11 protein-coding genes and 1 pseudogene are annotated in these 23,881 nt (G+C 59.6%); 4 read left to right on the forward strand and 8 right to left on the reverse strand.

Annotated features, from left to right (window positions below; translation table 11 throughout):
- Positions 1–174: 174 nt before the first annotated feature.
- From GTF44_RS18685 to GTF44_RS18710, 6 genes are all read right to left on the reverse strand, one after another.
- Positions 175–1,995, reverse strand: a complete 1,821-nt coding sequence (locus GTF44_RS18685) for a RiPP maturation radical SAM C-methyltransferase (protein ID WP_171562409.1) — start codon at positions 1,993–1,995, stop codon at positions 175–177.
- An 8-nt stretch (positions 1,996–2,003) separates the two neighbouring features.
- Positions 2,004–2,237 carry a hypothetical protein gene (locus tag GTF44_RS18690; protein WP_171562411.1) on the reverse strand — a complete coding sequence of 78 codons (234 nt, stop codon included), beginning with the start codon at positions 2,235–2,237 and terminating at the stop codon, positions 2,004–2,006.
- A gap of 43 nt (positions 2,238–2,280) precedes the next feature.
- Positions 2,281–3,630 (reverse strand): radical SAM protein, encoded by a 1,350-nt coding sequence (locus GTF44_RS18695; RefSeq protein ID WP_171562413.1) that lies wholly within the window; start codon positions 3,628–3,630, stop codon positions 2,281–2,283.
- Entirely contained in the window at positions 3,594–3,830 is a 237-nt protein-coding gene (locus GTF44_RS18700; RefSeq protein WP_171562415.1) for a hypothetical protein, read from the reverse strand. Before GTF44_RS18700 ends, GTF44_RS18695 begins: the two co-directional genes overlap by 37 nt.
- A gap of 499 nt (positions 3,831–4,329) precedes the next feature.
- Entirely contained in the window at positions 4,330–6,003 is a 1,674-nt protein-coding gene (locus GTF44_RS18705; RefSeq protein ID WP_171562417.1) for a hypothetical protein, read from the reverse strand.
- 60 nt (positions 6,004–6,063) lie between these two features.
- Positions 6,064–6,501: a hypothetical protein gene (locus GTF44_RS18710; protein WP_171562419.1), complete on the reverse strand. Its 438-nt coding sequence runs from the start codon at positions 6,499–6,501 to the stop codon at positions 6,064–6,066.
- Between the two features lie 385 nt (positions 6,502–6,886).
- On the opposite strand from GTF44_RS18710, the gene GTF44_RS18715 reads away from it, so the two are divergent.
- From GTF44_RS18715 to GTF44_RS18730, 4 genes are all read left to right on the forward strand, one after another.
- Positions 6,887–7,123 (forward strand): hypothetical protein, encoded by a 237-nt coding sequence (locus GTF44_RS18715; protein ID WP_171566157.1) that lies wholly within the window; start codon positions 6,887–6,889, stop codon positions 7,121–7,123.
- Between the two features lie 351 nt (positions 7,124–7,474).
- Positions 7,475–10,528, forward strand: coding sequence for a hypothetical protein (locus tag GTF44_RS18720; protein WP_171562424.1), 3,054 nt, complete (start codon positions 7,475–7,477; stop codon positions 10,526–10,528).
- The gene (locus GTF44_RS18725; protein WP_171562427.1) at positions 10,525–15,468 is read left to right on the forward strand and encodes a DEAD/DEAH box helicase; all 4,944 of its coding nucleotides are present in this window, start codon (positions 10,525–10,527) and stop codon (positions 15,466–15,468) included. The genes GTF44_RS18720 and GTF44_RS18725 overlap by 4 nt, the downstream gene beginning before the upstream one ends.
- Positions 15,469–15,535: 67 nt before the next feature.
- Positions 15,536–21,571, forward strand: a complete 6,036-nt coding sequence (locus GTF44_RS18730; RefSeq protein ID WP_171562430.1) for a hypothetical protein — start codon at positions 15,536–15,538, stop codon at positions 21,569–21,571.
- A gap of 1,808 nt (positions 21,572–23,379) precedes the next feature.
- On the opposite strand, the pseudogene GTF44_RS18735 reads toward GTF44_RS18730, so the two are convergent.
- Positions 23,380–23,549, reverse strand: a pseudogene (locus tag GTF44_RS18735) (IS5/IS1182 family transposase); the annotation flags it as partial.
- Between the two features lie 96 nt (positions 23,550–23,645).
- A complete protein-coding gene (locus tag GTF44_RS18740) occupies positions 23,646–23,849 on the reverse strand; it encodes a hypothetical protein (RefSeq protein WP_171562432.1) in 204 nt (67 codons plus the stop codon).
- Between the last annotated feature and the right edge of the window lie 32 nt (positions 23,850–23,881).

Here is a 23,881-nt window from a genome sequence, read left to right on the forward strand (position 1 = left end):
AGCAAAACAGGAACGGATTCTACACCTGAGCGGCCCGGATCAGGGGGCTGGGTCACCAGGACCGTACTTTCGCCTAAGTCATGTTGGACAACTGAGACCCTACCTAGCAGCCTTTGGATCAATGAAGGCAGTGCCTGAAGGCTACGATGCGAAGGCTGGGATGCCTATGAAGTTCTAAACGGTGATGAGTTCCTGTGAAGTTTCCAGCTTTTCCTCGCGAAACTCCAGAAATAGTTGCGGTGTGCAAGTAGCCAAGGGCGTCAACGTGTCCTCAATTTCCGCGATTGCCGAGCAACTTTTCGCAAAGGACAGGGACTTTTCATCACCTACGCCAACAAGACACGCTCTTGCCTGTTTACGGTCTATGAGCCTGATCTCCTTCTCTGCAATGCGTCGTCGGTCCACCAAGACAAAGATATCCTCCCCCATCTTGATGATCGAAAGCGTTGGCACTTGTGATTCTCCAAACCACTGTTCCCTCCACTCTTCGACCCGCTCAGAAAGCATGAAGTAAACCTCCGGGCTAGTGCGACTCGCTGTTTGGTAGTCACCTTCAAAGTGGTAAGAAAGTGCTCTGATCTCTGAGGTTTCAGGAAATACAGATTGGTACGCTTTCATGGGCCGGACGTTAGATATGCCGTATTCGCCGGGTTCGTTGAAGTACGGGCTGAACCTATCAATTGACAAATGCGATAGCCCGGACGGAGGGAAAAGGTGCTCGATTAAGGGTATCAATTCTGCGGGTTTGGTATAGTCCTCAGGTCGGTCTTCCGGCATTGCATACAAGAGATTCCACTGAACTTTGATCCCAAACATTTGCGCATACCGAAGTGTTGCCACGTTCTGCGCAGACTTCACGCCTTTCTTCATCAGTTTTAGAGCGTGATCAGAAAGCGCTTCAATGCCAGGTTGAATTATTTTGATGCCCGCTCCTGCTATTTGAGCCATTTTCTGAAAATTGATATTGGCTTTTTGCTCGTAAAAGATTTCGAAACCATGGTTCAATTCGCATAGATCACTTAGCGCCCCCTTAAAGAACGTATGCGGCATAATGTTGTCGACCATCAGTATCTTTTTCGCAGGGTATTTCTTTAGTTCTTTGATCTCAGAAATGAACTTTTCTCGGCGCTTTTCTCGAAAACCCATTCCGGAACCGTTCACGCCGCAGAAAGTGCAATGATGTTTCTGGCCCCACCAGCACCCACGTGAGCCTTCATAGGGTAACCAGCTCTGTTTTTCCTTGTGCACTCCCGATTCCGGAAAGCAGTTCGACAAGTAGTCAAAGTAGTCGCTATAATCGACCATCGGGACGCTGTTCAGGTCAAAGTTTGGCTGACACTTCACGATGCGCTGTCGAGCCTCCTCTTCCGTAAGTCCACCCTTGATAACCCGGGCGATAGCTGCCTCGGCCTCGCCCGAAAAGATTAGGTCGATAGGCGTAGGCAAGGAACGAAGCCCCAGTGCCAACTCGTCATCGCAAAGTGCCCCCCCAAACCAAATTTCAGTTTGGCTAGACCCCTTCTTTAGGCGTTTGGCAATCGCGCAAGCGGCATTCACTTGTTCGAACATCAGGTTGAAGCCGACGATATCAGAACCCTCTTCACGCAACCTGTCTGCAAAGGCAATCGTCCACCTCTCTGCGACTTCCAGCAGCTCTCGTCCTGGACGCGCCTTCCTCGCGCCTGTGGTGGGAGAATGCGGTTCAAACAACTCTGAAAGTTGGCTCTGTTGAGCCAATTTTCTGGGGAAATCTTCTCCCCACGCGCTTCGTGAGAATACTTGCTCGCCGAATAGAGTCCCAGTATCTCCGTAGCAAATGTTGGCATAGTCAAGCTCGCCAATCTGTTTAGCAAAGTCGATGTTAGCGTAAACAACTTTTGAGTACACATCATGTTGCTTCAGAACGGCTTGCAAAATGTGTAGACCCAAAGAAGGCCGGTCTATTGCTGCAAACGGGGGGACGACGAAAAGAATCTTCGGTTTAGAGCCACGCATCTATCAACTCAGAATTCGATCCGGATTGCGATACCAACCCCTGCAGCCTCGACTTCTCCCGCAGATTTCGAGGCCTCCTGACGTGCTTCTACGTCGCGCAAGTCTGAAGACATTTTCTCTGCCATCTCGTCAGAAATCTCAACGCCATAGTTTGCGAGAAAAGCCTTCGGGTCTGCTAGGAATGCCTTCTTGGAATCCTCTGAAGCGTTAATCGCTTCTTCAATTTCAGATAAGTTTGCCATCGCTATTTTCTCCAGTTAAAATTCTACAAGTCTCTCAAAAACCTCAATAGTATGTCGTTAAGACTTCTTTGGCATTGAACTTTAGAGGCGTACAAATGAAACGTTTGTCAGGGTTCGAAGCCTTATGCTTGCTACAACCTCCCAAGCACACTGGTGAGAATGTGCACGACGCGCACTCTGGATCGTTCGCGTATTCTGCTTCACGCCACTTCTGCAGATTTTGCTTCTGAGTGATACCTTCGTACACTGTTCCGAAGCTTTCTGACAAATCGCCGGCATCCAAGTAGCATTTCGCTAAGCTTCCGTCTGAATGAATGACTGCAGTGTTGTCTCTAACAGCACTGCAAACGCCATAGTCGACGTCAAGCGGGTCTGGTGTCGAAAACCCATTGGCGACAGCATCCTTCAATAGTTTGTGCTGAATTTCCGCAAACTCTTGGGATGACAAAAAACCTGAGCTGCCGTCCTGAAACTGGCGGCTCGGATCATCTTGCCGAAAATTGAACAATGGGGCGAAGTAGATGCTCTTGATAATTGCTTCGAGACCTCGGGCCTTCAATTGCTCGAAAAGCTTACCGATTGTGTCCTTGCTTTCGGGTGTTACATGCACCCGAACGCTGATGTCGATCAGATTTTCCGCCGTCGTAATGTTGTCCAGAATTCTGTCAAACGATCCAGACTTGCCGTGTCTTCGGATGCTGTCATGATGGTCACGATCCCCCTCCAAAGTGATCTGCGCCTTCGTTATGCCAGCGTTTGCTATCCGTGCAGACGTGCTTCGATCCAAGAAGTAACCATTTGTAACGATATCTCCGGCGAAGCGTTTTCCCATACTCTGGGCCAATCGTCTGAGCGCAGTTGAGGCGTCCTCTACAAGTTTTGGACGTATTAGCGGTTCACCGCCAAACCATCGCAGGCTGAGAGCCTCAGTCTCGGTGTTGCTGAGTTTGGAAACCACAAAGTGTTCAATTTTATCGACTAAGGTTTCAGCTTCGCGATTTAGCCTGTTCGTCTTCTGTTCGAAACAGTAGTGGCAAGACATATTACAGGAAAGCGTGGGAACAATGATGATCCCAAAAACAGTTGGATCAGCACGTGCAAAGGCACTCTGTTGCCGAACAAACTCCGTCTCATCAAAAGAGCTGTCCTTCAACACGCGGCTTGCTACCAGGTGTTGGATCAGCTCTGAATGCGCGCGATCTGTTGGTGCAAACGCAAAATTCTTAACTTGCGACCATACCGATTTTTTTATGCGAACAGCGGTCCGCTTTAAAAGCCCAACTACGAGTACCTCATCATCGTCATCGACAACGATTGTATGATTGGATAGTTCGTAGGGCCCTTCGAGCCCTATGGTCATAGTGCGGCAATGGCCGTGTTGCCGCTGCAGCATCGGATCGTCACTTCGTCGGATGCACGGCCACCAGTTGGCTTGCCTTTTGAAATAATTTTGTGCTTCTCGATCGCCTCAACAATATCCTCAATTGTCAAGTCGTTGGACGTTAAATGTAGACCATCTGGAAGGACGAGTTCGACCTCTGAATCTGATTTTCGTTTTACGATCCAACCCTTGTTTTCTTCGTTCGATGACATACTGAAATCTCCATATCTCGCTCAAAATATGCGACAAACATAACATGTACTACTCGGGTTGTCTGCCTGTTTTCGCCTGCCTCTTTTCTGATTGCAGAAAAATGAGGTCACCGATCGCTCTGTCCCACGCCATGAAGACTATGGCTATAGGTTTTGGCTTGCGCAGAACGAATGGCCAGTGTCCACGCTGCTTCGCGATGCGAGAAATTTCGCTGATGTATACCTCCGAGCGCGGTTTTCGCTCGTTGCACGAACTCGCTTTGACCAGGTTGGGCTCACTGCCGACCTGAAAGGCGGCGCAGCATCTCTTGTCGCCTGGCACAGCAGGCACGACGACGGCCCATACCGGTCACTCAACTTGCCATCCGGATTCTGCAGTCGCAGCCCGCATTGCTGACATTCGCTGCAGCCCTCGGATTAGTAGATAGATGACTTCTGGAACATCGGCTGTGTTCGCATTGGTCAAACGCGTTCGTGAGTCATTTGTTGCGAAGTGCAACTAGTCCGTGTCTGCATACGGCGCTGCGCCTTGCTCTTCGACTGCTGGAGAATAAGGATGCGAAAGATCGTCCAGCAGATCGATCGCATGTTGCTTCAGTGACTTCTGCTTCTGGGTACTAGCTATCCTTGTGAATTCTTTGATAGGCGTTTTGCCGGGACAGTCAGCCAACAGTGACATGAGTGCTTTTATCTGCGGGCCGCGCCCGCTGTGATCCTTGAGATAGAAGCGCAGCGTCTTTCGAATATCACTTGCAGGCAAGGTACAGCACAACGCTAGGGCGCCTTTCGCGTCGTAGGATGAACTGACATATCGGCCCCAGGTTGTCTTGCCGCGAAGGAACTCCTTCACCTCATCGGGCGAAATGTCGGCTGCGTGTTCGGTGGGAGTTTTAGGCGGCTTGCCAGGTACGTATCGATGGCGATACCAGCGCGCTCCAATCTCGTGAATGCTGAGGTAGAGCTGATACATCTCGGGCTCGAAGAGCGGCCGGTGTCTTTCGAAAGTCAACTCTTTCCACATAAGCGTGTCATGTCGCACCCATCCCTCCAGCACCACTCGTGCAAGGGCCAACTGGCTGCTTTCGTCGAGATGGATAAGGCGGAGGTTCAGCAATTCATTGCGCGATGGCAGGCCCATGTCGGCGGCATATCGGACGAGCCATGGCGCAAGTTCCAGTGGCGCCGGGGAGCCATCATCGAAGAAAAGATCGGGAAGGTCGAGATCGGCCAGGAAAGCACGTTGCTCTGGCAAAGGTTTGCCGAGGCCGGTCCGCGCTTCTTCCACCAATGCGGCTCGGTCGAGGCCGAAGCCCGTGACCTCCTCGCCAAGTGCCCTAAGCGCGGCGATACAGATGTTTTTTACTTCGACGTTCTTTTCCTTCGCGATGCGCGCCGCCAGCATTTTACCGGCGGACTTGTTGCCTGACCGGCCCAGACACGCGGCGGCCTGGACACGTTCGTCCTTGCCTTTTGCGTTCAGCGACTTCTCCAGACGCGGCAGGAGCCCTTGCGCGCCTTTCAGAAGTCTTTGGGCATCGATCCGTCCGCTTCGCTTCTTGCCGAGAGCAAGACGATAAAGTGCGTCTTTGTATCGGTTCGGCGTTTTCGGCAGATGCCTCAACAGTTCGGCGGCAAATCTTGGCTGATACCCATGATCGGCGACCGGCTCGTCGTTCAAGCCGAACGCCAGATCGATGATATCGAGACGTTCGGAAATATACCGCGCCAGCAACTCCGTGGGCAAACGCGTCAGACCGCTCCGGCTACCGCCGCATCTGAGGTAATAGGCCGCAAAGGCGCCGCGGGGAGGCTTCCGGACCTGCGATCGGGCTTCGCGGGCCGAACGCTCGAGAAGCGATCCCATCACACCGAACTCTTCAAGTTCGCCTGCCTTCAGTTCGACGCCGAGCACCTCGGACACGATCGGCTCCGCTGGTGGGGTCTCCTTCTTCAACTCTGCCAACTTCCGCCTCAGCGTGCGAGTTGCCTTGCGCGCCTCACTGGTACCGCCCATCATGACGTCCTTGATGTTGATCCCAAGATCAATACGGCTGTGGTCAAGCGGCGTGCTTCCTTCAAGTTGACGAAGATCGCCGTAGGGACCGTTGAGAAAGGCGACAAGGCTGGGCTCGTGGAAGAAGGGACGAAAAGGATCGAGAAGGTAGCCGCTCAATCCTCCGCTGACCGCCGGGACGAGCCGGGCCGGTGGCAGGCTTTCCAGAAGCCGAAGGACTCAGGGATGCTCCCGCTCCATCCAGCTGGCGTAACCATTTGCATAGTTCAAAGGGGCGAACCCCAAAACGCCTGGCAAAAGCGATTGAAATGCGCCGGCGGTTTCAGGTGACGCGAGACAATCGATCAGCGCATCAACATTCGCGCCTACATTGGCTTCCCGATGCGCCCGTGCCTGCATGAGGATGTTCTCGATGCGACGAAACATCGGAGCGCTCATGTTTTCGCGCGCCCATTTCGGAAGCGCATCCTGCGCATCAAGCGTTTGATCGAGCATACCGAAGAGGCGGCTGCAGGAGTTTCTTGCGGCCTTCACAGCCGACGTGAGAGCACTCTGACGGAACGAGTTCAGATCAATCTCGCCATCGGGCAAGGCAGTTATCGGCTCAGTCGCGACGAATGCACCGTCCGTGGCGACGTACCCTTTTGCCTCAACCATTCATTCGAGCTCCGTAGCCAACTCTCCTGATCCCTACGAAAAGAATTTGGAAACAATTGGGCAAGCAGCAAGCCTGCAAGCCGGCCTGGTGCAGTTTGCACTACGGATGCCCTTAAGCTCGAACTCGATTTCAGGCGCGACAACGCCTCTGCACAGCTTGAGTTATTCTGGCTGGGTCAAGGACTCGGCCCTGAGCTGCCCTTCGACCGGGGCACATTGCGCCGCAGTGAGTCCGTCAGAACGGACATTCGCTGCGACCGCTTCATCGGGCTGCGGCCGATATCTTCGTATGACACCCGTGACCAAGCTGGAGCGACGGGCGATTTGATCCGGAGCTCCTGCCATGTGCTACCATCTTGATACCGTTCACCAAGAAAGCGCCGGCATGTCGCAACGGAAGCCACGCCAGATCACCTTCGCGCGCTTGCCGGACGTCCCGTTGGATGTGCTGATCGCGCACACGTCCAACCCACGCATCGCCGAGCACATGCCGTTCTTGACTTTCGCGTGGGATCGCGAGGCCGCTGCGCGCTTCGTCGCGACCAAGGAGGAGTGCTGGCACCGCGACGGCCTATCGTCGAGCATAGGCTTGGTGCGAAGCCGATATCGTTTGATACCATAGGCCCAATCCAATTCCGACCTCGGGACTGAAATGAAGCGCCAAAAAAATTACAACGAGCGTCGCTTGATTCGCCGACTACCGGAACGGGGTCAAACATCTTCGTAGGGTGTCCGCTGGAGCACCATCTGGGCGCGGGCGCGTTAACAAACCCCGACCGGACACCTTTTCTTGCGAGATCGGGCACGATAAATTCAGATCGGATCTGCCGTTTGATTGATTTTTCAGGGCCATTGGTTTTGGGTGACTCTGATTTGACCAACATATTGTGCATCCGGCCGTCGACACAAAGAAAAGGCCTAAATGAAGACTACGGGATTTAGCAACACCAAAGCCGCCCAAGCCGAGCAGCGCTTGCCGAACATCGAAAACAGACTCCACACCGTGTGGACCGGTTCCGGATCAACTCCCTTTATCGTCGATATCCAGCCCGGGTCGAGCGTTCTCGACGAGGCGGCGGAGATTGCACGCGCACTACCCCTCTGGCGTCTCTTCAACCTCGCTCCGACACTCGCCGTCTGGGCGGCATTGCGGCCTCTTGCGCTCAACTACGGCGAGGCCACCAAGGACGTCTATCTGCATATCAGCCGGTTCGTCGGAGAGGACTATGGCGACCTTGCTGCACGCGACGACTTGAAGACGCGCTTCCGGCGCGCAGCGCGTGATCTTGGTCTTCCCGTCTCCGGAAATGACCCGACAAGCCTGTTTTTTGCACCCCTTGGCCCAGCTCATGCACAGCACGGTGACCTCGCGCGAGCTTTCGTTGGTGTCGCACTCCACCACGGCCCGCCGGCGATCGAGGACACGGCGACGGCGCGCCACTGGCAGCGACGCGCGGTCATTGAGCGGTGCCCCAACCTCACGAGGCTGCGCGCGACGGCGCTCTTCGACAATTCGGCCCACCTGGCCCGGCGTTTTGAGGCCTGGCGCCAGGGCATCGCTCCGATCGGGGACACCGAGACACACCTTTTCGAAGCCTATGACCATGCGGCCGCGTCCATGGGGCGCAATCGCTCCGACCTTGTCGGTCCGCCGCGCCTCTTCTGGGCCGGCGACCGCCTCGGTCTCGAGTTTGAGCGTTCCAAGAGGCCGCAATCGCTTCGCCTCGGCGCCATACCGACGCGCCTGGCCGGCGGAGATCGCCTCAGGATCGAGCCACCGTGGGCCCGCGAACTCACATGGAGCGCCGGCACGGTAACGCAGAAGATCTCCTTCGCGCCAGCTCCTGACGAAGCCCTGGTCTTCGACGCGGATAGTGGCGCGTTCCTTGCGCGCCTCACGGGAGAGCACGAAGAGCTCGAAGTCGCCGCGGAACGGCTCATCGTTCTTTCACCCCAAGCGTTTTCAAGCACGTCTTTTGGCGATGCCATCCCGGCCAAGGATCCCGGCTTCTATGTGGCTTGGGTGAATGCCGCCGAGACGCTCTCCTTCTCGGATCGTCCGGATATTGCGCTGAAGACGCCGCATGAGGATGCGATCTGGATCGATGGCTCTGTCTTGGGGCGCGACGGAAGTCGCGCGCTCTATGCCTGCGACGGCACATTGTGCCTCAAGGCGGATCCCGATATTGGCGGACCTGCGCGGATCATTCGTGCGCGCATTGGCGACGACGTCAGATTCCACAGCATTTCCCTCTCCTCGACCGGGGAAGTTCAAGTGCCTTTCTCCGAGGTCCGGCTCGATAGGACGTCCGACCCTTGCGAGGTTGTCTTCGAGGTCCTGACCCCAGGTGCCGCGGGCGATCTCGGCGCCCGCGCAGCGCTATCGACGCGCGGCTGGATCTGGCCGGGAATGGCATCACCCGAGGATGACCTGGCCGATGTTCCGGTCCCGGGAAACTTCAGCCCAGCACGAAGCTCTGGTTTACGCGTGCTCGACGGCCTGCTTTCCGTCGATCCGCATTCCGACGAAGAAACACCCATCCTGGGCCTCAAGGGTCCGGACCGGGTTCACGAATTTCGATTGGCCGCACGCGGCGAGAAACTCTGGCATTACCGCGTCGCGAGCGGCGACAAGGCCTTCGTTCCGCGTGGCTCTACGATGCATTTCGGGCATGAGAACCGACATGACACACTCCTGCTGCGGTCGCCGGATCGCGACGCATTCCTTCTAGTTCTTGGGCGCGAGACGCGTCGCCCCTTCTTCCAGCGCCAGATCATCGAGATCGGGGCAGCTCAGCTTGAGGATGTGGAGGATGGAGATGACCGGATCGCGCTCCGGCGCGCCGACGGACGGGTCGACCTGCTCGCGCGGCTGCACCGCACGGCAGACCCGTCGGGTTTGGCGGTCTCGGTTTTTGAGGGTGGGTTACATCTGAGCTTCACGCCGGCATTGGCCTGCCACGGCCTGCGTGTGCGCATCGAGCCCATCGCAGGACCGACACGCGAGGGAGAGCATGTCTTTGACTATTCCCCGCCGGAGATCCCGCCTCTTGATGGCGTGCAGGCTGTCCAGGATCCATCGAGTCGCCGGATTGATATTCGACTTCGGCTTGCGGAACTTCCCGCACCTGCGCGCGCCACGTTCTACCTGCGTGGCGCGGATGGATCCTATTCTCTGCTGCGCGACAGTCGCAATGCCACGGTCGCCCTGGGTCTGCCCGGCGAACTCATCCATCCAGACCACCGTCAACTCATAACGCTTGCGCGTTTCCTGTCCCGGCTGGAGCCGGAAAGCCTTGGGGGGCAGCTGAGCGAGGCCCTTGCCCCGCTCTACGAGGCCGCTATCGATCATATCGGTGCCTCCCGCATGCTGGGATCCGTGAAGGGCGTCCTGAACGTCGTGCGGCCGGGTGGGCAGCCGGCGCGTCATGATCTGGTCGCGGCGGCGCCTTGGATCTTCGAGGCACAACCGCTCGCCTTCCGTGGATTGAGTGCCGAAGCTGGGCTTGAGCCCCTTGCCCGCATGGTCTCGACCGTGTCGCCCGACCCGGCACCCAGTCTCGACGGTGATACCCCCCTTTCTGACTGGCTCACCCGGATCGGCGCAGACTCTAACATCCCGCCCGAATTCCAGGCCGACAAACTTCAGCATGGCTTCCGGGTCCTGCGCTACCGACTCAGGGAAACCGACCTGCATGATCTCGTGGGCGGCGGCGCACTTTCGAGCACCGTCAGGCTGATCTGCGGAGCGCGCGTCGATGGCCTGGAGCAGCTTCGCTCGTTTGACGACAACGGCGGCGGAGATCCGCTCCCTGCCCGGATTGCGGCCCAGGTAGAGCGACATGCCCGGAGCTGTGCGGATAAGCGCGCCTCCGAACTCGTCGATGCCATCGTGTTCCGAACAGGTCTCCCGCGCCACGAGGTCGGCCAGGCTCTCACCCTGATGCTTCGCGCCGGTGTCGAGATATTCGCTTATTTTCGTGCCCTCTGGGGGCATGCCACAAGAAACGGACCCTCCCCGTCATGACGATCCTCGACCCGAATTCGTTTCGCGAACACCTGAACGCTATTCTCGCGCGCTTCGTGGCGACGTCATCGCCCATCAACGAGGTGAGGGCTCCGCGCCTGGCCGAAGAGTTGCGCCAGGGCATCGGCCGCCTCGACTTTGTCAAGGGCCCGTTTGTCGAGACCCTGCCGGATTTTGAAAAGGGAAAATCGCTCCGGGATCTTCATGGCGAGGGGGTTCTCGATCCGGCGTGGCAAACGCTCGCGGCAAACGCGCCGTCGATCTGGTCGCGCTCCTTGCACACGCACCAGGAGGCTGCCATCCGCAGGCAGGAAAACTACCTGGTTGCCACGGGAACCGGGTCCGGGAAAACCGAGAGTTTCCTTTTTCCGCTGGTCAATGACATTCTTGCGCAGGGGGATCTCCAGCGTCCGGGCGTGCGCGCCGTATTGGTCTATCCTCTCAATGCGCTAGCCAATGATCAGCTGGGCCGGATCGCGCGCCTTCTATTCAGGGATCTGGGCGATCCTGGCATCACGCTTGGGCGCTACACCGGACAGGTGAAGTCGCGCGCGACCCGACCCGAAGAGATCACGCGACTCCGCTCGACACCCAGCTTCATCGAGAGCTTCGGCGAAGATGCGGACGTGCCGGACAACTGGCTCCTGTCGCGATCCGAAATGCGGGATTCTCCACCGCATATCCTCATCACCAACTACGCCATGCTCGAGCACATCCTCCTGCTGCCCACAAACCGGCAACTGTTGAGCAGCGCCGATCTTCGCTGGATCGTGCTCGACGAGATTCACACCTATGCCGGCGCACAGGCGATCGAAGTCTCCTTTCTCCTGAGACGCCTGAAAGCCCATCTCGGCATTCCCGATGGTCAGGTGCGCTGCGTGGGCACGTCGGCATCGCTCGATCCTAAGCGGAAGGCTGAGCTTGCAGATTTCGCGTCGCGCCTCTTCGGAGAGCCGTTCGGCGGGGAGCCCGCCGTCATCACATCGGAACGCAAGGTTCACCCGAGCCTCGATCGCTCAGCCGCTCCAAGCGGTCTTTCCCCACGCCGCTGGGCCGAGGCCAATGAGCTTGCCGAGACGGCGCGAGACGCCGTGCAGAATGACACCCCGATGACGATCGAGGATTGGAACCTCGAAGCCGACATGCTGAACCTTCCGGAGCTCCGTCTCGAGGACGGGCCCTCGGTGGGGGATGCCTTGATCGAGCGCCTTGCCGGGTTAGAGGAAATCCACCAGATCGCCCGCCGGCTCGAGGGTGGATCGATTGCGATCGAGACTCTCGCCCGAGAGATTTTCCCCGACGCCGGCGACGACGCGGTGCCCGGCCTCGTCGGACTGATTTCGATTGGTGTGCTGGCCGTCAGTGCCGACGCAGCCGTATTCCCGCTGCTTCCGGCGCGCTATCACCTGATCTCCCGCGCGCCCGATCGAACCGGAATCACCCTCAGGTCGGGTGCCGGCGACAATCTCGGTTCCGTCGTGATCGGCGCGGAACGGGACGACGAGGACCGGCCGGCCTACGAGCTCTATGTCTGTCGGAATTGCGGCGAACCCTATGTCGAGGCCTGGGACAATGGCGCCTATCTCGATCCCGTTGCCGGTGGCGGTGACAGGCACCTGCTGCGGCTTGTGCCGGGAGGAATGGCGCTCGAGGAAGAGGGTGAGGACGTCGACGACGTCGATCCGGGGCAGATCGTCTACATCGATCCAACCAATGGCCACCCGATGGAACCCGACGATGCGGGCGCCGTGGCCCTTGAAGCCGTGACGCTGCAAGTGGATCCGGAAGATGGCGGTCGCTACATGCGCCGTTGCGCCGCGTGTAATCACCGTTCGGCGCGCTTCAACGAGCCCGTCACCACGGTCCGACCCGGCGACGAAGCGATCGCGGCGGTGGCCGCCCAGTCGTTGCTCGAGGCCATGCCGCCGAGGGATCTGGGCACCAGCCCACCCATGGGCGGACGCAACCTTCTGGTCTTCTCGGATAACCGGCAGGACGCCGCCTTCTTCGCGCCCTTTTTCGAGCGCACTTCGCGGGAACAGGCGATCCGCAGCGCGATCCTGCGCGCCGTCGAAGCCGGCGGGCGTATGGATATCGACAACCTGGTCGGCGCAATTCTCCGGGAACTCCAGACGGACGGCCTGCGGCTCTACCGACCGGGCGTGGTTCCTGAACTCGAAACCGGATCCAACGAGTTGCTGCGCCTCAAGGCTCTCATTGCCGCGGAGATCACGGTCTTCGGTCGGGGACGACTGAGCCTCGAGGGCTTTGGCCTGATCGGCGTCGATTACGAGCAGATCAACCGCCCGGTGGAAATGGTTCGGCGGGCCATGCCGGAACCGCTTCAGCCGCACGCCGAGGCCTTCGTTCGGCACGTGCTCAAGCTCATTCGCGAACACCGCGCGATCGCCCAGAAGGAGTCGGGGATGATCGATCTGGCCGACGAGTCGATCTGGACCCGCATTGCCGCCCAGCCGAACCGGTGCGTCAGCCGCGAGCGCAATCCCCACACCAGCTTGCCGCTCAACCTCATCCCGGCTAGCGGACGCCCAAACCGGCTCACCGACCTCCTGTCCAGGATGGCCTTGGCCTGCGGCACCGAGATCGACGACAACCAGATGCGCGATGTGTTGACCCAGTTCTGGAAAGCGATCGAGCACCCCAAATCGATGACCGCCAAGCACGGCGTCGGGCGCGGCCTCAAGCTCGACCGCTCACTCTTCATCGTGCCCGGCGCGGATGTGTCGCTTTACCAGTGCCTGTCCTGCGGCGCCCGGACACAGTTCAATACCGCCGGCATCTGCCAGGCGATGCGCTGTTCCGGCACCTTGCACGAAATCACGCAGGTAGAGCGGGGTGAGTTGGCCGGGCGCAACCACTACGTGGCCCGCTACCGCGAACGCCCACAGATGGGCATCGCGCGCGAACATACGGCCGCGATTGCCGGAGAGATCCGGTCCGACATCGAAGAGGAATTCAAGGCCGGGGAAGTCAACCTTCTCTCCTGCACGACAACCATGGAGATGGGCGTCGATCTCGGGGATCTCGAGGCCGTGCTCTGCAAGAACGTCCCGCCGTCGATCGCCAATTACCAGCAGAGGGCTGGACGGGCTGGGCGCCGGGCGCAGGTGGCCCCCGTCGTGCTGACAACGGCGCGGTCGGGGCGCTATGACCGCGCGGTCTTCGAAAAATTCTCCGAGTATCTCGCGGCCCAGCCCATCATCCCTTACCTCAGTCTCGACAATGCCGGGTTCTTTCAGCGACATCAGATCTCGATGGTGCTCGCCCGGTTCCTCGAGCATCGTCTTGCGGGATACACGCGAACCGGATCGCCCAGGATGCGGGACATCTTCGCAGATGCTCTGACCGATGAGGAGCGGACCGCGTTCAACCAGGATTTTGCCGATTGGCTCGACCACGCGGGAGACCACCTCCGCGACGCTGCCGCGCTTGGAGCCCGACTGCCTCCGGACCTGGTCTCGATTGCCCTCGATGAGGCGGACCTCGCGACAACTCTGCGGGAGCGCATCATGCACTTTGCGGACATGGCCTGGGGTCGGTTCGGTCTCATGCAGGAGGCGATCGACGATCTCGAAGCGCGCCGCCAGATGCTCGACAAGACCGACGCGCAGGGGTTCATCAGGCTCGATCGGTCGCTGGCAGCACTGCGCACGCAGCAACGGCTCTACATGAACCAGTTCCTGATCGATCAATTGTCGCGCCGCGCGATCATCCCGACATACTCCTTCCCAGTGCACTCGGTCTCGCTGGAGATTCTGAACTCAGCCGGACAAACCTCGGACACGGCTGTCCTCGAGCTTGACCGCGACGGCTCGATTGGAATTTCCGAGTATGCACCCAGTGCCGAGATCGTTGCCGGCGGTCGGGTCTGGGTGAGTGACGGGATCTCGAAGCGATCGAAGTTTACCGGAGACGACGCCTTCATCGAGCGGGCGCGCTACCGCGTGTGCACCGCGTGCCGATCTCCCCAGATAACGCCACAAGGCGTGGACCCGGAAGAGTCATGCCAGCAATGCGGGGCCACCTTCCAGAGAGTGACCGCAACGAGAGCCTTCATTCGTCCGCATGGGTTCGTGACGTCGGTCGCCGACGGACAGGGTCGCGATCCAGGCGCGACGCGCATCCGCCCGACTGTGTCCGATGAAGCACTTCTTCTCACGGAGGCTCCCCGATCGCGATACGCGGCCACCGACCTGCCGGGCGTAAGGACGTTCCACGCGCCGGGCTCGAACCGCCCCGACCACGAGCTCGGTCGCATCATCACGGTCAACCGGGGCCGGCACGGCGGCGGTTTTGCCTGGTGCCACAATTGCGAGCATGCCGTCCCGGCTCATGGTCATGGCCCGGATCTTGCGTGGCAGCAGCAGACCTTCCTTCAGCCTCACCAGAACCCTCGTAGCGGACAGCCCTGCCGGTTTGATGCCTCCAATCCCAGCTGGCCGATCGACCTTGCCCATGTCTTCGAGACGGATGTTCGAGGACTGCTCTTCGAGGGCCTTCCCCGCACGCCCTCGGGAGATGCAATCCCCCCGGATATCTCGCTCGATCGAACCCTCCAGGAGGCCCTGCGCCTCGGGGCGGCCGAGCTCCTCGAAACCGATCCCCGGGATCTTCGGGCGCTGGTGCAGAGGCTCGACGGATTGCTCGTTGTCGTGATCTACGACTCCGTGTCTGGCGGCGCGGGATACGCAAAGCGTTTGACCAGCGAGGAGGGTTATCTCGCGCGGGACCTGTTGCTCGTGGCCCGAAATATCCTAAACTGCCCGAACCCAGATTGCATCACCAGCTGCACGCGCTGCCTCAACGACTACTCGAACCAGCGTAACTGGCCAGATTTTGACCGCAGGCCCGCACAGGCATGGATCGAGACGATCCTGATCGATGCCGGCGTGCAGATCGACCCGGAATGGGACCTGTGAGACAGACGGAAAGACAGACATGTCAACACTGCTCGATGACGATAGCCGCCCAGGGGATCGATCCAAGATGACGAACCTTTTCTTCCCAACCTCCCGCCAACAGAAGGCGGAGGCTTCGGATCCCCACTCGGCGTGCATTGCGATGGCAGGCTGGACGCCGGAGGACTGGACACCGCCGGACGAGATCTCCCGTTTTCCTCTTCTCGAGATCTGCCCGGAGGCGCCTGCCTATTTCGCACAAGCTGGCCATTTCACGGCACGAGACTTGCGCTCCATCGTGGCGCTCCTCAACCTGGAAATCGATCATCGTGACCAGGAGGAGATTTACCGGTTGGTTCTCGAGCGGTGCGAGAGAGCCCCATGGGTTCTGCCGATGCTAGAGGCAAGGGTGGCTGCGAAGCGCATGTCCGCTGGATCGAAGTCGAGGCGCAAGGTCCCCATGATCTTCAGCAAGATGCCGTTGATGAAGCTGTGCCTTCGATGCAATCCGCACCTTCATTCGCGCACCGGAGAGCTTCTGTCGCCCGAGGTGGAGGCCGACATCGCCGTTGCGGCATTCTGTGAATATGCCATCGCGCTCTATCACAAGAAGCGACGGGAGGACGACATCGATCACATGGACGACGAAGCGAGCAGAATCCTGTTGTTCGAAGGTCCTGCGGAAATCATTGCCGAAGAACTCGGTGAGATTCAGGACGTCGACGATTGGGAAGATCACGCGGCTCTGATCCTTGCGCTGGCGGCGGGCTACCCTGACTCAGTTTCGGATCAACTCCACCTTCACGCCATCACGACCCTGAGGGCCTTGTCGGACGGGATCGCGACGTCGACCGCTGCGGAGGATCTCTACAAGTTGGCGGCTCTTGCCTTCGTTTGCGCCAAGCAGGCCGACGGTCTGAAAACGCCACTTCGAGACGTCGTCCTGCATGAGATCTCCAAGCTCGGTCTGGCACACAAACCCGATCAGGTTGATGCGCAGACGATCGAGACCTTCTCGACAGCCCTCGACGAGGGTCTCGCAGGCAGCCTGCGCGCACGGAAGATCAGGATCACAGAGCTCGAAGAGAACGCGGCGGAGACAAAGGAGAAAATCCAGGCCGCAGGTGAGAGCGAAGATTACGCACTCCTCGCCGAGTTCGCGGCGAAGGCCAAGGAAGAGAAAGAAGCCCTTGGCGCCGCACGCAAAGAGCAGTCGGAGTTCCTGGCCTATCTTGAGCGCCTGTTGTCGGACGGCGTTGATGACCCTACGGTGGATCTCAAGGGTATTCGCGGCTTTCTTGCCCAGGTGTCTATGGACGCCACCGAAGAGGCCAGTGCGCATGACGCGTTGGCGACCGATCCCTTCGCCGAAGCCAGCAGGGCCATTGCTGACGACGAGATCGATGACGACATCGAGGACGATGACGAGGCCGACGATGAAGATGACCATCCGTGCGATGACGCCGACACGTCGTCAGTCGGAGACGCTTCGGATGATCAGGCGGAGATCCGGCCTGTCGCCGAGGACGACGGTAAGGATGTTGCCGAAGAGGGCGTCACGCCCGATGGCGACGAAAGTGGAAGCGATCCCCTTGAAGATCCTGATGAACTCCAGGGATCTGACGATGACGTCCATGTTGAGGCGGATGAGGTCCCCGGAACTGACCATGGCGAGGCGCCTGGAACGGATATCGACATCGAGCCCGCCTCGTCTCCGGCAGATGTCGAGCCGCCCGTGGACAGTTCGCCACCGGTCTCACCGGACATCCTTGCCGCGCTCATCGAGCGCGATCTGTTGGGCGTGGCCGCAGATGCTGCCGAGAGCTTCGAGTTGCACGGCCGCCCCTGGCCCATCGAGGCGGCGGTTCTGAAGGCCGCCGCCGGCAGTCGGGCGCCGCAGCGCGACTACGGTCCCGACACCCAGCGTTTCCAATCCCTCGCCAGCAGGGCAGCGGGTGTTGTGTCTTCGGACTTTGGCTCCGTCCTCCTTGTCGGCGCCCTCATGCGCCCGTCGATCTTCGAGAAGTCTGCATCCGGTCTCTGGAGTGGCCTGCCGCGCCTGTGCCGCGGAAACCTGGGCCAGCATCTTCAGCAGGCCGTCGAGGCGATTTCCGAGCTGGACTACGACTTCCCGCCGGACGCCGACGAGTTGGCGCGTCTGGCGGGCGCCAAGCGCGTTCCGCAGAGGCAACGGATTGCCACCCAACTGGGACAATGGGCCGACACAGTCTCCAACAAGACCTCGCGCTGGCCATTCGCCACCGCGGTGATGCACCACGTCGCTTCGGAAGATGGCCCCATCGGCGCTGCGCGCGCCGCGATCGATGCCGACAGGAGCGATGCTCCCAGGCTGGCTCAGGACGCAATCGAGGCACTCTCGTCCGCCTCCGAGATCGAGAACGTCTCTGTCGAGTTTGCGGCAAATTCCCCCCGGCAAAACGCCCGCCTCCATCCCAAGGGCGTGGAGTATCTCGAGCGTCAATTCGATGAACCGCTCGGCCTGCTCGCTGGCTGGCTGCGCGCCACGGCGCGAGAGGCCAGCCAGGGTCAGCAATCGGAAGCCCGCATGCGAGCGACGATCGGGAACCTGGTCTCGCGCCTCGAGAAGGCCCAGGCCGGGCTGTCGACCGAGGCCGACCGCGCCCCGGATGCCCTGACGGCCGCGTTGTCGCGATGGATCGCCGCACAGATTGACGAGACCTTGCGCGCTCTGCGCGGCGAGGACGTTGGCTCATTCGCCACCCTGGAAGAAGCACTGACTGCGGAACGGGATCTTCTGCCTTCCAGCGTTCGGGGCTCTTTGGATGTGCCTGATCTGCGCTTTGATGCCTTCCGGGACATGCTCCTTTCGGACGCGGTTCCCGATCCCGAGGGTGCCCTTCTCCAGGCGCGCAAGGAAGGTTCCTTCGAGACGGCTACGAGGCTGGCGACACGGTTTGGGATCGACGCGCAGGACGCGATCGCCCAAGACATGGCCACGTTTGCGAAGACCTGGGAGGCGGAAATCGCCGCGCGCTCCCGCGGGCTGAAGACCCTCGCAAAGGTGGATTACAAGCACCAGGACGAGATCGCCCGCTGGCTCAGCTGGTGCGACATCGCCCTCGCCCGGCTTGCGGCGATCAAGAATCGCTCCGAGGTTCACGACCTCGCCGAGATTCCGGCGGCCACGGCCGATCTCGATGCCATCTCGAGCATGATCGAAGACAAGATCCGTGAAGACCAGGTCGAGCGGATCGCGCAGTATCGCAACGAGCGCAATGCCGAGGAAGCCGATGCGCTTCTCGCCGGTCTCGAGGGTGTTACCGTCGAGGCCACGGAAGATCGGATTGCCCAGCTGCGCGACGGGCGCTCGGCGGCAACCTTCGAGACCGAACTTGGAGGGATCATTTCCGACTTCGCCCCGGAGTTTCTCGCTTTTGCGGCCTCGCCCGGATGGCCTGCGACGGATGCCGCCTTCGAGCAGGCCGTCGCAGCTGAAGGACCGCTCCATATCGAGGAGGACCGCCGGGCGGCCGGCCTCGACTTCATTCACCTCTACCGTGCGATCGGAGCCTCGCTCGCGCAAAAGCAGCCCTCTGTGCCAAAGATCCGCGCGCTCTTCGAGGATATCGGCTACGACAACGTGAAGATCCACGACTTTCGCCCGCTCGGGCGCACCGGGGTCTGGCAGGGCAGGCTCACCGGATCGATCCGCACGGCACTGACCGACGAGTGGTTCCTGCCGCCTGTCTTCGGCTCGCAGGCCAGTGCCGGGACGAACTTCTTGCTGGTTGGACCCGACGTCCTGTCGGAGAACATCATGAAGGCCGTGTCGCCCGACACACCTTCTATATTCCTGTGTGCGGGCACGCTCGACGCGGCGAAGCGCCACGAGCTTGCCGAGCGCCTGCGCGCGAAAGTCATTCCCGCCGTTCTCGTTGACGAGGCGCTCATCGGTTTCGCCGCGACCCGCCGGCAAACCCGCGCTCATACGATCTTCGAGTGCGGCCTGCCTTATGGCCGTGTCGAGCCATACACCACGGATGCCGGCAAACTGCCGCCCGAGATGTTTTTCGGACGAGGCGAGGAGATCCGCCTCATCATGTCGAAGACGGCGGACGGCTGCCTCGTCTACGGCGGCCGTCAACTGGGGAAATCCGCGCTTCTCGGGCATATCGAGCGGACCCAGCATGCCCCGGAACAGGATCGAATCGTGGTCAATCGCGAGGTCAGGTGGCTCGGCAACTCCGAGAAGACCTCCGAGATCTGGACCCATCTCGCGTCGATGCTTTCGCCGGAGGTCGTGAAGCCGAGCAGCCGAACGGCCGACGAGGTTTCGCGCGATATCGAAGCATGGCTGATGCACAAGCCGCACGGGCGCGTCATCGCGATGTTCGACGAGGCCGACAATTTCATGGATGCGGACACAAGGGAGGACTATCCCGAACTGGCCCGCATCAAGAAGTTGATGGAGCAAACCGGCCGTGCCTTCAAGGTCGTCTTTGCGGGTCTTCACAACGTCCAGCGGATGTATCGGCAGCCGAACTCACCCCTGGCACATCTGGGCCAGCCCATTTGTATCGGCCCGCTCAACCGCACCGAGGATGACAAGCGCGCCGCCTACGACCTCGTCGTGACGCCGATGCGCGCCGCAGGCTTCCGGTTCGAGAGCCATGAGGCTGTCGAGGAGATCCTTGCCTGGGCGAATTACTACCCGTCTCTCGTGCAGGAATACATGAAAGGCCTGCTCTCGACCCTGCACGGTTCGGGAACAGGCAAGTCCTACAAGCGGGATGTTGACGGTCCGCTCTGGCCGATCCCGAGCGATACGCTGTTTGCGCATCGCGGGTTCGGACATATCGAGAGCCGCATTCGCTACAAGTTCCACCTCACCCTCGGTCTCGATCCGCGCTATGCGTTGGTCGCCTACACGCTGGGGCGCCTCAATGCCGAAGGGCAGGAAGACAAGGCGAGGGTTACCGGCTTCGACACGGAAGATCTCCTCGAAGAAGCCAGCGTCTTTTGGCCGAATAGTTCCGAGAGTCCGTCGCTTGCCGCGTTCGAGGCTCTGCTCGAGGAGCTGTTCGACCTCGGCGTTCTGGGGCGCGTGCCGATTTCCGGGACCAAGCGCTATCGCTACCTGCTGGGGTCGCGCCAGGTCGCCACGATGCTGGGGTCGGGAGACGATATCTACCATGCCCTGGGCGAGATCGAGGAAAAAGATCCGGCGGTTGCCTATGATCGTGCGATCCATCGGAGGCGCTACAGCACGGGGAATGTGTCCGATCAGTCTGACTGGCATTATTGCCCGCTCACCGATCTCCAGATCGAGCGGATCGTCCTTCCCGAGAGCGTCCCGGTCCAGATCGTCTGTGGTCTCAAAGTTCTCGGGCTTTCCACGGTCGGCCCGGCGTTGAAGCGCATCGCGCTCGCGGGTCGTCTTCCGGGCGCCCGAGATCGGAGCATTGCGGTTGATCTCGTCAAGAACACGCGCGAACTACGGGCGAGTGTCGATCGCAAGTCCGGCGACGGCCATGACGCGATCTTGGTCTTCAGCCCGGACACGCAGAAGCAGGCGCACGAGGCCATTTCGTGGCTCGAGCGGCAGCCGCGGGTGATTGGCGGGAAGGTGCGCCCGGTGCTGCTTCTGGATGCGGCCGAATCCAACATGCGAGACATCGCAACGCGACGTCCCGAGCAAAGCCAGTTCCTGGCGGCCTGGGGTGCAGAGATGGTGAGAGTCCATCTCCACCACATCGAGAAAGTCGAGCTCGACACCCGGACTTTACGAGACGCGATCCTGCGCGCCACCGGTGGCGTTCCTTCGGAGACGATCAAGCTGATCTCGGCAATGCGTGTAGCCTCGGATCCGATGGAGGCGGCTCGAGACTGGAAGTCGACGCTGAAGGTCCCGCCGGCGCTTCTCAAGGGCGCATTGGGTCAGGTTCTTTCGATCCTGGATATGGCAGATGGCGAGGACTATGATGCGTTTAACGAACTCGTGCGTGAGCATGTCGGCTCTGACCTCGTCGATCTCGGCCCTGACCTTGTCGCAACAGGACTCGTGAGTGCGTGGAAGCCGAACTCGGGTCGCATTCGCAGATCGGCCTTGGGAGATATTCTGAGCCGGAACACTGCCATCTGACGGTCTTCTTCCCGATGAATGCTCCGCCATTGATCGACGCATGCCGCCAGCACCCATGCCTTTCACGAGTTCGTCGACAGAACGTGCGGATATGCCATTGGCGTAGATCTACTGGATCACCGCGACCAGGCCACATGAGATTTCCGCAGACGAGGCATTGAGAGGGCCACATCGCGTATATCCCCCGACACCCTTACCAGCCCGAGAGACAGACTACCAGAATCCGGCACGCTTGCCAGGTCGTAACTCGCGGAGCCGTTCCGAATTGTAGGACAAGGGTCCTTTTGCTTATCGAGCGAAAAGTCGTTCTTGGTAGCAACCCTGACACGTGTGCCGAAGATTCCTTCCCGCCGTTGCAAAATCATAGCGCGAAAACGATTTCTTGGCACATTCTCGGCCCGGAGTTGCCATTGCCTCCAGGTCCTACGCTGCGGTGCGGCTTCACTGGACCGTAAGACGGCGTCTGGACTGCCCGTGCGGCTGGTCCCCCGCCAACGACCAACTGCCGACGACGGATCCCAATGCCGGTGACGGAAGCCCGCTCCCGCGTTCTCGCAGGACGGATGACTGTGGTTGGCTCATCACGACCGTTGGTTGCCCGACCCAGAGATCGACGACCGGCTGCGCGGCTGCCCGCACTGAAGGCCCGCTTTCGCCCTACTCGGCTGAATCTATTGCTTCCGCAGCGAATTCACACTTTCCGCCCATTCTGCGGAAAAACAACGGGTTGAGAGCGGCTTGATTAAGCGATTTGAGCGAGCGCAAGCTGTATAAAGAAGCGTTGCAGATGCCTAAACTCCGATGGTTGGCATCAATATTTAGAAATTGAACGGCAGTGTCTTTCCACGCAGCCGACCTTCGATCACACTTGATGCGCACTAGTCGAGACCGAACCATCTTCCATTTGTCCAGCAGATTGGACGGGCGCCTCTTTAGCATCTTACCGCATGTTTCAAACCTTCGAGACTGCCCATCCCACGCTTGCTCCTTATGGGAGGATCTTTCAACGTGTGAACACACCAAAGTGGTAGACTCGGCCATCGCTTTTCGGGTATTTTTTTCCTGGGGAGACGTTTTCACGTTTGTTCCGGCGTTTGTTTGATCTGGATGTTGCAGCAAAATCTACCGCAAAGACAAAGGGTAGTAAGGGCAACATCGAGAAAATCCTTGCAGCTCTAGCTGCGTCAGGTGTGTTAGGTCGCCCGTGGCGTTAACTTGACTTATTCGAGTGCATCCATTGTCGCGCTCGATTGCTCGATCATTGAATCGAGCCCGATGCAGCAGAACAAGCTTGCAATGATTCGCAGCGGCTTGGGCGGCACTCGGGCGCCAGCGTGGCGCGAGGACCATTTGGCTCACAGTGGAAAGAACTGCCACCACCGGTCGTTCCCGTCGCACTCGGCTGACCAGACAATCCACTCACCACACCGGTCAGGATCGCTGTCGCGTTTCGGATTGCACGATCGTTGTTCTGCCGCTGTTCCGCGGCGCGCTGCTCTGACTGCGCGAGCCTCTCGCCGGAATAGAGACTGACCATGCGCGCCCACTGGCTCTGCGCCGTCGTACGCTGTGCCGCCGTCTGATACCAAACACCGGACCGGAAATAGTCAGGCTCGTCGAAAGAGAACTCCGCCCGGCTCAGGGAGACCCGTCCGTCGCTCAGGAAGGTGACACGCCTCAATTGTCCCGACCCGGATCGAAAATCACAGCGAAGCGCCCCGCTTCCTATTCCAGAACACTGGTATCCAGAAGGTCCGAACTGAAATCCGCAAGTCGGGCCGTCACATCCATCAGGCAGGGCGAAACTCCAGGTCTCGCCACGGATCCCCGGTGCGGGCAATCCCCAAAAAGCCCCATCAAGAACAAGTCGGTGGTTGGTCGGTTTGCGCCCGCTCGGGGAGCAAATCTCAAGGATGAAGCGTTCAAAGAACGCCTATTCCTCGTCCGACATTATGTCTCGTGCCAAGCTGGTCTCCATGGCAGATACCGGCTTGAATCACACTCAAGCCCCGGAGTGAACCCCTTTTGTCAACACGGTCCAATAAGCAGGATGGTCTTCATCAAAGGCGATGGCTTACGGTGGTGTGGCGTGCTTAGGAAGTGGGCGGTCCACGCCCAGTTCAGCCGCAAGAGCACGGCGGTCTTCTTCAGTGAAGTCCTCTCCCGCAAGCACGGCAACCGGATCAGACACCACATACATGCCGACAAAAACCAGCGCCGACATGATAAGGATCAATATCGCGCTTTGTCCAAGGCGCTTGACGATGAAATTCAGCATGACCGCCTCCGTTGGCAGATTGGAGTTTCCGG

Origin of the sequence: Roseobacter sp. HKCCD6576-2, assembly GCF_013179285.1 — a bacterium.
GTDB lineage: Bacteria > Pseudomonadota > Alphaproteobacteria > Rhodobacterales > Rhodobacteraceae > Rhodophyticola > Rhodophyticola oceani.